Below are 13,235 nucleotides of genomic sequence, written 5' to 3' on the forward strand. Positions count from 1 at the left end.
ATGCTTGCGCCATGCCCAGCCATGCGTATAGCGCCGCAGACATGCGAACAGGCAGGATCGAGCGGAAGACGGCGGAAACCGCCATTGAAATCGAGGTCAACCTCGATGGCAGCGGTATCTATACGGTGGCGACGGGGATCGGCTTTCTCGATCACATGGTCGAACAGTTTGCCAAGCATTCGCTGATCGACGTGACGATGAAAGTCGACGGCGATCTTCACGTGGACCAGCACCACACGACCGAAGACAGCGCCATCGCGCTGGGGCAGGCGCTGGCCCAGGCGCTGGGCGACAAGGCGGGGATCGCGCGATATGGCCACGCCTATTCGCCGATGGACGAGACGCTGGCGCGGGTCGCGCTCGACATTTCCGGTCGGCCCTTTCTCGCCTGGCGGGCCGGCTTCTCGCAGCCGCGACTGGGCGAATGGGATACCGAGCTGATCGAACACTGGTTCCAGTCGGTGGCGCAGGCAGCGGGGATCACCCTGCATGTCGAACTGCTTTATGGTCAGAACAACCACCATATCTGCGAAGCGATCTACAAGGGTTTCGCCCGCGCGATGCGCACCGCGGTGGAAATCGACCCGCGCAAGGGCGGCGCGGTTCCCAGCACCAAGGGCATTCTGGGTGGCTGAAACCGTTGCGCTGATCGATTACGGCGCGGGCAATCTGCATTCGGTGGAAAACGCGCTGCGCACGGTGGGGGCGGCGGTGCAGGTGACCGCCGATCCCGATGCAGTGCGCGCTGCCGACCGGATCGTCCTGCCCGGCGTCGGCTCGTTTCGGGCCTGCGCGCGCGGCCTGACCGCGATCCCCGGCCTCGTCGACGCGATGGACGAGCGCGTGCGCGGGGGCGGCGTGCCGTTTCTGGGCGTGTGCGTGGGGATGCAGCTGCTAGCGGACCGCGGGCTTGAGCACGGGGTGACGCGCGGGCTGGGCTGGATCGGCGGGGAAGTGCGCGCGATCGAGAGGACTGACCCTGCGATCAAGGTTCCGCACATGGGCTGGAACGATGTCGCCCCGACCGCCCATGCCGGAACCGTGCTGGAGGAGGGGGAGGCATACTATCTCCATTCCTACCATTTCGCCGCCGACGATCCGCAGACGATCGCCGCGATGACCGACCACGGGGGCGGGATCGTCGCCGCGGTCGCGCGCGACAACCTGCTGGGCGTGCAATTCCATCCCGAAAAGAGCCAGGCCTACGGGCTGGCCCTGTTGACCCGTTTCCTGGAGTGGCGCCCGTGATCGTTTTTCCCGCAATCGACCTCAAGGCTGGCCAGGTCGTGCGCCTGGCCGAAGGCGACATGGATCGCGCCACCGTTTACGGCGACGATCCCGCCGCGCAGGCCATGCTGTTTGCCGAGGCGGGGGCGCAGCATCTCCACGTTGTCGATCTCGACGGGTCGTTTGCCGGGCGGGCTGAAAACCGCGAGGCAGTGGAAGCGATCGTCGCCGCCTTTCCCGGCTATGTCCAGCTGGGCGGCGGCATCCGCACGCGCGATGCGGTCGCAGGCTGGTTCGATCTGGGCGTGGCGCGGATCGTCATGGGCACCGCCGCGCTGAAGGACCCGCAGTTCGTGAAGGACATGGCGGCGGAATTTCCCGGCGGGATCGTGGTCGCGGTCGACGCGCGCGACGGCATGGTTGCGACCGAAGGCTGGGCCGCGGTGTCGGACGTGCCGGTCGCCGATCTTGCCCGCCGGTTCGAGGATGCCGGCGTTGCCAGCGTCCTGTTCACCGACATCGGGCGCGACGGATTGCTGAAGGGCTGCAACATCGACGCGACGGTCGATCTGGCGCGCCGGGTCGACATGCCGGTGATCGCCAGCGGCGGGGTCAAGGGGCTGGACGATATCCACCTCCTCGCGCTCCACGCGCACGAGGGGATCGAGGGCGTGATCACCGGCCGCGCGCTTTACGACGGGCGGCTGGATCTGGCCGCGGCGATCGCGATGGCGGACCGGGCATGACCGTTCGCGTGCGCGTGATCCCCTGCCTCGACGTGGCCGAAGGCCGCGTGGTCAAGGGTGTGAACTTCGTCGACCTGAAAGATGCCGGCGACCCGGTCGGACAGGCCCAGGCCTATGACGCGGCCGGCGCGGACGAGCTGTGCTTCCTCGACATCTCCGCCAGCCATGAAGGGCGCGGGACCCTGCTCGACATCGTGCGGCGCACGGCGCAGGTCTGCTTCATGCCCTTCACCGTCGGCGGCGGGGTCCGCACGGTCGAGGATGCGCGCGCGCTGCTGCTCGCCGGGGCGGACAAGGTCGCGGTCAATTCCGCCGCCGTTGCCCGGCCCGAGCTGGTGGGAGAAATCGCCGCGCGGTTCGGCAGCCAGTGCTGCGTCGCCTCGGTCGATGCGCGCCGCGTGGGCGAGGGGGCAACCCGATCGGGGTGGGAAGTCTTCACCCACGGCGGCCGCCGGGCCACCGGGATCGACGCCGTGGCCCATGCCCGGCGGCTTGCCGGGCTGGGCGCCGGCGAACTGCTGGTCACTTCGATGGACGGGGATGGGACTCAGGCCGGGTATGATCTCGCGCTGACCCGCGCGATTGCCGATGCGGTGGCAGTGCCGGTGATCGCCAGCGGCGGCGTCGGCACGCTCGATCATCTGGTCGACGGCGTGATGCAGGGCGGCGCAAGTGCCGTGCTGGCCGCATCGATCTTCCATTTCGGCAAATATTCGATTGCTGATGCCCACTCGGCGTTGCGCGCAGCGGGCATTCCCGCGCGGGGATAGTGCCCGGCGGCGAGTGCCAATGCGGGACGGGCGAGGAATTGCGCTTGCCTGTTCGGGCATAGGGGCAGAGCGGCTGTGGGTATCATGCGCATCTGGGCGATCATTCTCGCGGGCCTGGCGGCTCCGGCAGCGGCGGCGGAGGCGACGCAATTGCCCGAACCTTCGGGCCTTGCGCTGTTTGGTCTCGGCCTGGCGGGTCTGCTGATCGGTCGGCGCTTCGGCGCGCGGGGGCGGGGCAAGCGATCCGACTGATCAATGTTGATGCGCGGAAACCGTAACGCGTTTCCCGAGTATTTAGGGGCATGTCCCCACTATCCGATTACGATCGATCTCTCATCCCGCTCGACGGCGCCCATCTCGAATCGTCGCTCCGGGCCCATGTCGCAGCGACCGAATTTCCCTGCGTCGGGGCGAAATCCGCGCTCGCCAAGGGCACCCTTCGGATCGAACCCGCCTGGTCGCTGGTGAGCGGCTGGGACGATGTGCGCATTCATCAGCGGCTGCTGGAATGGAGCGCGGACTATTCGCGCGACCCCACCGGCCTGCGCAGCTTCGCCGTGGTCTTCTCCGAACCGGGGACGATGAGCGAGAGCGCATTCGAGAAGGCGATGTGGGAACGCCTCCAGTCGCTGGCCGACAAGGATGGCTGGATCGGCCATCCTTATGACGAGAATGTCAGCAGCGACCCGGAAGACCCGCATTTCTCGCTCTCGTTCGGGAAGCAGGCCTATTTCGTGGTCGGGATGCACCCCAATGCCTCGCGCCCGGCACGCCGCGCGCCGCATCCGACGCTGGTGTTCAACCTGCACGATCAGTTCGAACAGCTCCGCGCGGCCAACCGTTACGAACGGATGCGCGAACGGATTCTCGCGCGTGACGAGGAACTGGCCGGCTCCATCAACCCCATGCTTGCGCGGCATGGCGACAACAGCGAAGCGCGCCAGTACAGCGGGCGGCAGGTGGGGGAAGACTGGCGGTGTCCGTTCCGCGATCCGCGGTCGGCAGCATGACCGACCGCATCGCCCCCCGCAGCGGCACGGCCTTCGAACTCGATTACGGCGACGAACTCGTCGTGCTCGACCCCGAAGGGGGCCAGGTCAGCGATCTGGTGGCCTATGCCCGCGCCGACGTTCGCGAAGTCATCTCCAACGGCCGGACGTTCGATTACGAGGAAACGATCAGCCTCACGACGGGCAATGCCCTGTGGTCCAACCGCTCGCGCAGGATGCTGGAAATCGTCGAGGATACGGCTGGCCGTCACGACTTCCTGCTCACGCCGTGTTCGGTCGATACTTTCCGTCATTTCTATCCCGACAAGCCGGCCCATCGCGGTTGCTTCGGAAATCTGGCGGAAGCGCTCGCCCCGTATGGGATCGAAGAGGACGCGATCCCCACGGCATTCAACGTGTTCATGAACGTGCCGGTCGATCCGGCAGGCGGAAAGATCGCGGTGCTGCCGCCGTCGACCAGCCCAGGTGACCAGATCCGGCTGCGCGCGCTGATGCCGCTGGTGATCGGGCTGACCGCCTGTTCCGCCTATGCTTCGAACGGGGGCAGCTTCAAACCGATCGACTACCGGATCGAGCCTGCCGGCGACGACAGCGACGGGGACGACCGGTCCTGACTTGCCTCCCGCATGGCGGAGGCGGTTCATCTGGGCGCGTACATTTTGGCTGCGAGGTATCTTTGTGTTTGTGCAACTGCAGACTCCGCTTCCGGTCCATGTCGTGGATCGCGGCCCCGGCCTTGCCTTCGCGGTGATCGACTATGGGCCGGAACACAACCTGATCTGGGTTACCGCGCTCGACGATTCGGGCGAGATATGGTGCGCGCCCAATCCGAAAGTGCGGCTGGCGCGAAACTGGACGATGGGGCGCGGCGCGGGCGATGCTTCGAGCGCGCGGGAAGGCGAATGCTCGCCCGCAGTCGCCCGAATGCCGATGGCGCGCGGCGACGATTGATCGCCGTGTGGCAGGCGCCCCGCTATTCGCGGTCTTCCAGCGTAGTCGGGGCCAGGTCGCCTTCGCCATAGAGATAGGACGCATCGAACTGCGCCAGATCGCGCAGCGCGGCTTCGTCGTGGATTTCCAGCCGCCCATCGCCGAGGGGGGTCAGCAGGCCGCGTTCCTTCAGCGTGCGGAAGCTGCGATTGGCGTGGACGGGGGTGATCCCGCAGGCTTCCGCATAGTCGCGCTGCAGCAGCGGGATGGGTAGCAGGCACCCGTCGAACAGATCGACGAAGCGCAATCGCGCGATCAGTTCGCAGATCAGGTGCGCGATCCGCCCTTCTGCGTGGAGCCGGCCGAGGCGGAATATCCATTCGCGGTGCATGGCGGCATCGAGCAGGGTCGAAAACCACAGCGCGCGGGCGAGATGGGGATGGTTCGCGACCATATCGGTGATCGCATGGTGCGGCACCTCGGCCAGCGTCGCCCGGGTCAGCGATGAAATGCTGTGGTCGAGCCGCTTCATCGGATAGCCGTGCAGATCGATGAAATCGCCGGCGATGTTGACCCCGACGAGCTGGCGTTCGCCGCGCTTGTCGTCGATATGCCGGACCATCGTGCCTTCCACGATATAGAGGCTGCGTTCCAGCCTTTCACCGCGTTCGACGAGCTGTTCGCGCGGCTCCAGCTGCACGGTCCGCGCGATCGCATCCTCGATCGCGCGCATTTCCGTATCGCTCAGATCGTGGCGAAGGCGCCCGCAAAGGAACAGTCTGGTCAGCACGGCAGTCTCCCCTTGGGGAGAGGCGTATCCGCTCCCTCGCGGGGAAGCAACGCGCCAGCCCGCCGCCTGTGGGGAAGCGCGGATGATCCCGCGCCCCGTGCAGGGATCGTTCGGCAAGGTTGCCGCGCCGTTGCTGTCGCGCGCTCAGGCCGGGCGGCGCGCGAAGATGCCGAAGCCTGCGATGATTGCATAGCAGGTCGCGGGCAGCGCCAGCGCGGCGGCCAGGCTGCCGGTTAGGTCGGCAAGGGCGCCGAACAGGACCGGGACCACGGCGCCGCCGAAGATCGCGACGTTGATGATGCCCGATCCGTCCGCCGCACGCGGGCCTAACTTCTCGCATGCGAGCGAGAAGATGGTCGGGAACATGATCGAATTCATCAGGCCCACCGCCAGCAGGCTGTATCCGGCGATCACGCCGCTGGTGTTGGCCGAAATCAGGATCAGCAGGATTGCGCCGGTCGCGTTGAAGGCCAGGATCTTGCCGGGGCTGAACATCCGCAGCACGGCAGAACCGATAAAACGGCCGACCATCGCACCGAACCAGTAGATGCCGATCATCCACCCGATCACGCTTTCGGGCTGGCCGAGCACGCGATCCTGCGCGAGGTAGTTGATGATGATCGATCCGATCGCAACCTCTGCCCCGACATAGAGGAAGATGCTGAGCGCGCCGTATCCGAAACGCGCGCGCTTCAGCAGGTCGAACCCTGCAAGGCCGGAGGACGGGGCATGTTGTTCGCCTTTCAGGCGATTGCGGAACAGCCACACAGCGAAGGCGACCAGCGCAATCAGCGCAGCGACGCCCAGGTATCCCTGCCAGATCGCTTCGCTTTCCGCCTGACGGTAAGCGAGCAGTTGCGCGCCCGACAGGTCATCGGCGGTAACATTGGCCAGACTGCCCAGGATCACGACCGACCCGACGATAGGGAACACCGTCGTGCCCAGCGAATTGAACGCCTGCGCGAAAGTCAGCCGGCTATGCGCGGTTTTCTGCGGGCCGAGCAGGCTGATCAGCGGGTTGGCGACTACCTGAACGATCACCACGCCGCTGGCCAGCACGAACAGGGCGAACAGGAAGATGCCGTATGTCGCCGTCTGGCTTGCCGGGATGAACAGCAGGCAGCCGACCATCATCGTCATCAGGCCGGCGACTGCGCCGCGCATATAGCCGATCTTCTTGACCAGCTTCGCGCCGGGAATGCCAATCACCAGATAGGCGGTGAAGAAACAGAACTGCACCAGCATCGCCTGGGTGTAATTGAGCGTGAACAGCTCTTTCAGCTTGGGGATCAGCACGTCGTTGAGGCTGGTGATCCCGCCGAAGATGAAGAACAGGCCGAACACGAAATACTGCAATCCCGGCGCATTGATCGGCTGCGCGCCGTCTTCCACCGGATTCGGGTCCGTGCTCGATGCGGTTTCGGGTGCCACGGCCATTCTGCTTCCCTCCCAGGGTCATCTGCTTTTGAAGCGGCTTAACCGATCATGTAACCGGTTGCACGCGGTTTCTTCTTCGCCCACAACCGCAGGCAGGAAATCCGCCGAACGGTCATCAAACCGACCGCGTGAACGGCTAGGGAGAGTTGGATGAACGACGAACAGTCTCGCGATCGGCGCCGGTCACGCAGCTTGCGCGCCAGCGTATTGACGCTGGGGGTCACGATGGGCCTGCAAACCGCCGCCGCGCAGGCGCAGGACGGTGTCAGCCACAGCGAGTGTTCGCCCGACACCCGGATATGCTTCGCCCTGACAACGGTGGATGGCGTGCCGACGTACACGGTGACCCGCGATGGCCGGCAGATCATCGCCCCTTCCGCGCTCGGTTTCATGCTGCGCGGTGCGGGCAAGTGGCAGCATGGCGTGAAACTGGGCGAGGCGACGCACGCCAGCCACACCGAAACCTGGGAACAGCACTGGGGTGAAAGCCGGCTGGTCACCAACGACTATCGCGAAATTCGCGTGCCGATGGTGGAACAGGTGCGCGATCGGCGCACGATCGAACTGGTGGCGCGCGTGTTCGACAGCGGCGTCGGCTTCCGCTTCGAATTTCCGGAGCAGGACAAGTTGGCCGACGTCAGGATCGACGAGGAGCTGACCGAATTCAATCTGGCGACCGAGGGTGGGGACACCGAAGCCTGGTGGATCCCCGGCGGCGAATGGAATCGCTACGAGTATCTCTATCGCCGGACCCCTGCGCACGAGGTTGGCACGGCGCATAGCCCGATCACCTTCCGCCGTACCGACGGGCTGCACATCGCGATTCACGAGGCTGCGCTGGTCGATTACGCGGCCTTCTGGCTCCAGCGGGTGGAGGGGCAGCGCTTTCGCACCCGTCTCGCGCCGTCCTCGCAACCGTGGAAGGTCCGCCGGGCCGCTCCCTTCGCCACCCCCTGGCGGACGGTGCTGATCGGGGAGGATGCGCCTGCGCTCTATGCCGCTTCGGACATGATCCTCAACCTCAACGAACCCAGCCGGATTGCGGATCTGGGCTGGTTCACGCCGCACAAGTACGTCGGCATCTGGTGGGGGATGCATCTCGATATCTGGAGCTGGAACGACGGGCCGAAGCACGGCGCGACGACCGAAAACGCCCTGCGCTATATCGACTTCGCTGCCGATCACGGCTTCGGATCGGTCCTGATCGAAGGCTGGAACGTGGGGTGGTGGAGCGAGAGCGGCCGGAACTTCCAGTTCGCGGAAGCCTACCCCGATTTCGACATGGACCGTGTTGCCGCCCATGCCAGGGCGAAAGGCGTCGAGATCATGGGCCACCATGAAACCGCAGGCAACGCCGGGCTTTACGAACGGCAGCTTGAGGATGCCCTCGATTACTATGCCGCGCATGGCATCCATTCGGTCAAGACCGGCTATGTCGCCGATGCTGGCATGGCCCTGCGCGAAGACCCGGACGGGACCGAGCAATGGGAATATCATGACGGGCAATACATGGTGCGCCATCACGCCCTGGTGGCGGAGCGGGCGGCGGAGCACGCCATCGCGGTGAATGCGCACGAGCCGGTCAAGGATACAGGCCTCCGCCGCACCTGGCCCAACCTCGTCACTCGCGAAGGCGCGCGCGGCACCGAGTATATGGCCTGGGGCGAACCGCCGAACCCGCCGGAGCACGAACCGACCCTGCTGTTCACGCGCATGCTGTCCGGTCCGTTCGACCTGACGCCGGGCATCGTCAGTCTGGAAGGGCGTGATGCGCGGCCGCTGCCCAACACTCTGGCGCGCCAACTTGCGGATTACGTGGTGATCTATTCGCCGATTCAGATGGCGGCGGACCTGCCGGAAAACTACGCCGCAGCGCCCGATGCGCTGGCGTTTATCGAGCAGGTTCCGGTCGATTGGGAACGCACGCAGGTGCTCGCCGGCGAGATCGGCGAATACGCAGTCGTTGCGCGGCAGCGCAGGGACGGGGATGACTGGTGGATCGGCGGCGTCACCGATGGCGAGCGGCGCGAGATTGCAATCGACCTTGCCTTCCTGCCCGCCGGTGCGCGCTATGTTGCGGAGATCTGGCGCGACGGCGAAGGCGGCGGGATCGACGGCGATCGCTTCGCGATGGTGCGCGAGACACGCCGGGTTCGGGCCGGCGAAACGCTGGCCCTGACGATGGAAGCAGGCGGCGGCTTCGCCCTGTCGCTGCGCCCGGCGGAGTAGCGCTGCGGCCTAGTGCGCGTGCCCCGCGATGCCGGCGGCTGCCTCCGCATCGCGTCGCCCCTTGGCCGCCGCGGTCAGCGGATCGCTTACCGCCGGCCCGTCGCTGTCGCGGTATTGGGCGCGCAGAGCCTCCAGCCGCAGTTGGAGCCGGGCGACGATCGGTTGGACCGCGGGATCGTCGATCCGGTTGTGCATCTCGCCCGGATCGGTCGCGAGGTCATAGAATTCCCACTGATTGATGTCGCCGTAGAAACGGATCAGTTTGTAGCGGTCGGTCCGCACGCCATAATGCGCGCGGACCGAGTGGAACCCCGGATATTCGTAGTAGTGGTAATAGATGTCCTCGCGCCAGTCGGGCGGGGCCTCACCGTCCACCACCTCGCGCAGGCTGCGGCCCTGAATGGCGGCGCGTGCTGGGATGCCGGCGTAATCGAGGAACGTCGGGGCATAGTCGACATTCTGCACCGGCGCTTCCACCCGTGTGCCGGGCGCGATCTGGCCGGGGAAGCGCATCACCAGCGGGGTGCGTAGCGATTCCTCGTACATGAAGCGCTTGTCGAACCAGCCGTGTTCGCCGAGGTAGAAACCCTGGTCGGAAGTATAGACCACGATCGTGTTCTCGGACAGATCGTTCGCCTCCAGCCAGTCGAGCACGCGGCCGACGCTGTCGTCCACCGCGGCGACGGTGGCGAGGTACTGCTTCATGTACCGCTGATATTTCCACAGCGCGAGTTCACGGCCGGCCAGCCCGGCTTCGTTAACCGCGTCGTTGGCCGGCTGCATCTGCGCATCCCACGCCGCGCGCTGTTCCGGCGTCATGCGGGCGAAATCGTCGGGCCAGCGGTCGAAGCGCAGCGCGTTCGATCCTGCTTCCTCCGTCATGTGCAGGTCGTGCCCTTCGTACATGTCCGCGTAGATGTTCATTTCCTGCGCCGCCGCGGCGGGGCGTCCGTCGTAGTGGTCGAAGTAATTGGTTGGCACCGGAAATTCGGTGCCGAGATAGGTCTGCAAGTGGCGGATCGCGGGCATGAAATTGCGATGCGGCGCCTTGTGATGGATCAGGATCGCGAATGGCTTGTCCGGATCGCGTTCCTCCTCCAGCCAGTCGATGCTGAAATCGGTGACAAGGTCGGTGGCATAGCCTTCCACCACGCTGCGCCCTTCGGGCGTGATGATATCGGGATTGTAATACTTGCCCTGATCGTCGAGCACCTTCCACGTCTGGATGCCGGCGCCTTCGGGCGAATAATTGAGGTGCCACTTGCCGAACAGCGCGGTCTGGTAACCTGCGGCGCCGATTTCCCGCACCCAGTTCCAGGTGGCGTTGTCGAACCGTTGCCCGTTCTTGGTAAAGCCGTGCAGGTGGCTGAACTGTCCCGTCAGCATGGTCGCGCGGCTGGGGCCGCAGAGCGAATTGGTGACGTAGCTGTTGGCGAAGATCGCGCCTTCACGCGCGATCCGGTCGATATTGGGGGTGGGCGCCAGTTGCGCGATCTCTCCGCCATAGGCGGACACCGCCTGGTAGGCGTGATCGTCCGACATGATGAAGACAATGTTGGGTCGCCGCTGCTGCGCTGCTTCCTCCCCCGCAACCGATGCGGCCTGCGATGGGGAGGGGGCGGCCGTCGCGCACGCCGGAAGTGTCAGCGTGGCGAGGGTGGCAAGCGCGATCAGCGGGCTTCGCACCGCCTCATTCCGTCAGCGTGAAAGTGACCGGCGTGCTGGCCTTCGCGCCGGAGGAGGGCGCGATCCACAGTTGGAATTCGCCCGGTTCCCACCCATGCGACATGTCCGCGCGAGTGAAGGCGAGATCCGCCGGGGTCAGCGTGAAGCTGACGGTGCGCGATTCGCCCGGCTTCAACATGATCTTCTCGAACCCCTTCAGTTCCTGGACCGGCCGGGTGACCGAGCCGACGAGGTCGCGGACGTAGAGCTGGACGACTTCCTCGCCCGCGCGATCGCCGGTGTTGGTGATCGTGGCGCTGGCGGTGATCGACCCGCCCGGTCCCATCGAGGCGGCCGAGAGCGTCGCCGGCGAATAGGTGAACGTCGTGTAGCTGAGACCGTATCCGAACCGGTACAGCGGATCGTTCGGCGTGTTGAGGTAGCGCGAAACGTACTTCGCGCCCGGCGCGCCCAGCTCGATCGGACGCCCGGTGTTCTTCATGTCGTAATGGATCGGCACCTGGCCGACATTGCGCGGGAAGGTGACCGGCAGTTTGCCCGAAGGATTGTAGTCACCGAACAGCACGTCGGCGACCGCGTGGCCGCCCTGGGTACCCGGATACCAGGCGTGCAGGATCGCCGGAACGTTCTCGTCGGCCCAGCCGATCGAATTGGGCCGTCCGCTCAGCATTACCAGAACCACCGGCTTGCCAGTGGCGACGAGCGCTTCGAGCAGGGCCTGCTGGTTGCCGGGCAGATCGAGCGAGGTGCGGCTGGCGGCTTCGCCGGTCATATCCCATTTTTCGCCCATCGCGGCGACGATCACGTCCGAACCTTCCGCCAGGGCCAGCGCTTCCGCAAAACCGTCGGTCTTGCCGGCGTCCGCAAATTCGTAGCTGGCGCCTTTCGCATATTCGACGCTGACACCGGCACCGGCGCGGGCTTCGATCCCTTCCAGGATCGTGACCGGCCGCGTTTGCCGGTCGCCGCCCGCGGCCCAGCTTCCGATCATGTCGGGCTTGCTGTCACCCAGCGGGCCGATCACCGCGATCCGGCCGGCTTCGGCAGCCAGCGGTAGCACGTCGCCTTCGTTCTTGAGCAGGACCATGGACTTGCGCGCGACATCCCGTGCCGCTTCGAGAAATTCCGGCTTGTACAGCGTGGCCTTTTCCCGCTCGTTATCGGCATAGCGATAAGGGTCTTCGAACAGGCCGAGGCGATACTTCATTTCCAGAATGCGGCGCACCGCCTGGTCGATCTGCGTCGTGTCGACGCGCCCCTCCTCCACCGAGCGGGCGAGGTTTTCCATGAACACCGCGCCCTGCATGTCCATGTCCACCCCGGCATTCAGCGCCTGTTCGCCGGCCTGAGCCAGATCCTTGGAATAGCCGTGGGGAACCATCTCGTTGATCGACGTGTAATCGGTTACCACGAACCCGTCGAAGCCCCATTTGTGGCGCAGCACGTCGGTAAGCAGGTACTTGCTCCCGCTGGCGGGGACACCGTCGTACTCGTTGAAAGACGTCATGAAAGTCGCCACGCCTTCGTCGACCGCGGCCTTGAACGGCGGCAGGTACACGTCGCGCAGCGTGCGTTCGGAAATATCGACCGTGTGATAATCGCGCCCCGCCTGCGCGGCGCCGTAGGCGGCGAAGTGCTTGGCCGTGGCAAGCAGGGTGTCGACCGCGCCCAGATCGTCACCCTGATAGCCGCGTACGCGTGCGCGGGCGATTTCGCTGCCGAGGAACACGTCTTCCCCAGCCCCTTCGGAACCGCGGCCCCAGCGCGCATCCCGCGAGATGTCGACCATCGGCGAGAAGGTCCAGTGAATGCCTTCCGCCGTCGCTTCCAACGCGGAAACCCGGGCGGATTTCTCGATCGCGTCGAGATCCCAGCTGGCCGCTTCGCCCAGCGAGATCGGGAAAATCGTGCGATGGCCGTGGATGACGTCGTATCCGAACAGCAGCGGAATTTTCAGCCGCGTACCTTCGATCGCCGCGCGTTGCAGTTCGCGCGTGTAATCGGCGGTATAAGCGTTGAAGATCGCCCCCACGCGGCCCGCGGCGATATCCTGCTTGTACCCTTCGCGCATCGTCGGGCCGGTCGATTCCCAATCGCTGGTGAGCAGGGTGAGCTGACCGATTTTCTCCTGCAGCGTCATCTTCGCCATCAGGTCGGCGATGAAGGCGTCCATTGCCGGGTCCTGCCGGGCCCATTCGGGCTGGGCCTGCGCGACGGAAACCTGCGTCGGCGAACTGGCCGCAGGCGCCTCCGGCGTGGAGGCTTGTGCTGCGCTCGCCAAGCCGGCGAGGGCGAGGGCGGCGGCGCTGGTTAGGAGGACATTGACGGACTTCTTCATGAACTCTCTCCCTGAACCCGCGTGCATTACCGCACGCCGGGCTGTGAATTCCTATGCCGGATTCGGCGATCT

At 65.6% G+C, this 13,235-nt stretch carries 13 protein-coding genes; 9 read left to right on the forward strand and 4 right to left on the reverse strand.

The window, feature by feature from the left end; all coding sequences use genetic code 11:
• Nucleotides 1-41 precede the first annotated feature (41 nt).
• From hisB to AM2010_RS01030, 8 genes are all read left to right on the forward strand, one after another.
• Entirely contained in the window at nt 42-635 is a 594-nt protein-coding gene (gene hisB, locus AM2010_RS01000; protein ID WP_047805497.1) for an imidazoleglycerol-phosphate dehydratase HisB, read from the forward strand.
• Complete coding sequence (hisH, locus tag AM2010_RS01005; protein ID WP_047805498.1) at nt 628-1,248, forward strand: imidazole glycerol phosphate synthase subunit HisH; 621 nt, start codon at nt 628-630, stop codon at nt 1,246-1,248. The genes hisB and hisH overlap by 8 nt, the downstream gene beginning before the upstream one ends.
• Nucleotides 1,245-1,973 (forward strand): 1-(5-phosphoribosyl)-5-[(5-phosphoribosylamino)methylideneamino]imidazole-4-carboxamide isomerase, encoded by a 729-nt coding sequence (gene hisA, locus AM2010_RS01010; RefSeq protein WP_047807571.1) that lies wholly within the window; start codon nt 1,245-1,247, stop codon nt 1,971-1,973. Before hisH ends, hisA begins: the two co-directional genes overlap by 4 nt.
• Nucleotides 1,970-2,743, forward strand: a complete 774-nt coding sequence (gene hisF, locus AM2010_RS01015) for an imidazole glycerol phosphate synthase subunit HisF (protein WP_047805499.1) — start codon at nt 1,970-1,972, stop codon at nt 2,741-2,743. The genes hisA and hisF overlap by 4 nt, the downstream gene beginning before the upstream one ends.
• Before the next feature lie 84 nt (nt 2,744-2,827).
• Entirely contained in the window at nt 2,828-2,995 is a 168-nt protein-coding gene (locus AM2010_RS13890; protein WP_082634716.1) for a PEP-CTERM sorting domain-containing protein, read from the forward strand.
• A gap of 50 nt (nt 2,996-3,045) precedes the next feature.
• On the forward strand, nt 3,046-3,753 hold the full coding sequence (gntA, locus tag AM2010_RS01020) for a guanitoxin biosynthesis heme-dependent pre-guanitoxin N-hydroxylase GntA (protein WP_047805500.1): 708 nt from the start codon (nt 3,046-3,048) through the stop codon (nt 3,751-3,753).
• Entirely contained in the window at nt 3,750-4,367 is a 618-nt protein-coding gene (locus tag AM2010_RS01025) for a DUF1989 domain-containing protein (RefSeq protein WP_047805501.1), read from the forward strand. The genes gntA and AM2010_RS01025 overlap by 4 nt, the downstream gene beginning before the upstream one ends.
• 64 nt (nt 4,368-4,431) lie before the next feature.
• Nucleotides 4,432-4,704, forward strand: a complete 273-nt coding sequence (locus AM2010_RS01030; protein WP_047805502.1) for a hypothetical protein — start codon at nt 4,432-4,434, stop codon at nt 4,702-4,704.
• A 22-nt stretch (nt 4,705-4,726) separates the two neighbouring features.
• On the opposite strand, the gene AM2010_RS01035 is transcribed toward AM2010_RS01030, so the two are convergent.
• On the reverse strand, nt 4,727-5,473 hold the full coding sequence (locus AM2010_RS01035; protein WP_047805503.1) for a Crp/Fnr family transcriptional regulator: 747 nt from the start codon (nt 5,471-5,473) through the stop codon (nt 4,727-4,729).
• A 144-nt stretch (nt 5,474-5,617) separates the two neighbouring features.
• The gene (locus tag AM2010_RS01040; protein ID WP_047805504.1) at nt 5,618-6,910 is read right to left on the reverse strand and encodes a sugar MFS transporter; all 1,293 of its coding nucleotides are present in this window, start codon (nt 6,908-6,910) and stop codon (nt 5,618-5,620) included.
• 150 nt (nt 6,911-7,060) lie between these two features.
• On the opposite strand from AM2010_RS01040, the gene AM2010_RS01045 reads away from it, so the two are divergent.
• Nucleotides 7,061-9,139, forward strand: a complete 2,079-nt coding sequence (locus AM2010_RS01045; protein WP_047805505.1) for a glycoside hydrolase family 97 protein — start codon at nt 7,061-7,063, stop codon at nt 9,137-9,139.
• A gap of 9 nt (nt 9,140-9,148) precedes the next feature.
• Here AM2010_RS01045 and AM2010_RS01050 read toward each other — a convergent pair whose 3' ends face one another.
• Nucleotides 9,149-10,825: a sulfatase family protein gene (locus AM2010_RS01050; RefSeq protein ID WP_053043829.1), complete on the reverse strand. Its 1,677-nt coding sequence runs from the start codon at nt 10,823-10,825 to the stop codon at nt 9,149-9,151.
• Between the two features lie 4 nt (nt 10,826-10,829).
• Nucleotides 10,830-13,163, reverse strand: coding sequence for a beta-glucosidase BglX (gene bglX, locus AM2010_RS01055; protein WP_082132756.1), 2,334 nt, complete (start codon nt 13,161-13,163; stop codon nt 10,830-10,832).
• Nucleotides 13,164-13,235: the final 72 nt, after the last annotated feature.

Origin of the sequence: Pelagerythrobacter marensis, from assembly GCF_001028625.1 — a bacterium.
Classification (GTDB): domain Bacteria; phylum Pseudomonadota; class Alphaproteobacteria; order Sphingomonadales; family Sphingomonadaceae; genus Pelagerythrobacter; species Pelagerythrobacter marensis.

Bases quoted from the DNA above. Each gene is read 5' to 3' on its own strand.
- AM2010_RS01040 (WP_047805504.1), bottom strand. From the start codon at position 6,910: ATGGCCGTGGCACCCGAAACCGCATCGAGCACGGACCCGAATCCGGTG.
- gntA (WP_047805500.1), top strand. From the start codon at position 3,046: ATGTCCCCACTATCCGATTACGATCGATCTCTCATCCCGCTCGACGGC.
- AM2010_RS01045 (WP_047805505.1), top strand. From the start codon at position 7,061: ATGAACGACGAACAGTCTCGCGATCGGCGCCGGTCACGCAGCTTGCGC.
- AM2010_RS01025 (WP_047805501.1), top strand. From the start codon at position 3,750: ATGACCGACCGCATCGCCCCCCGCAGCGGCACGGCCTTCGAACTCGAT.
- bglX (WP_082132756.1), bottom strand. From the start codon at position 13,163: ATGAAGAAGTCCGTCAATGTCCTCCTAACCAGCGCCGCCGCCCTCGCC.
- hisF (WP_047805499.1), top strand. From the start codon at position 1,970: ATGACCGTTCGCGTGCGCGTGATCCCCTGCCTCGACGTGGCCGAAGGC.
- hisB (WP_047805497.1), top strand. From the start codon at position 42: ATGCGAACAGGCAGGATCGAGCGGAAGACGGCGGAAACCGCCATTGAA.
- AM2010_RS13890 (WP_082634716.1), top strand. From the start codon at position 2,828: ATGCGCATCTGGGCGATCATTCTCGCGGGCCTGGCGGCTCCGGCAGCG.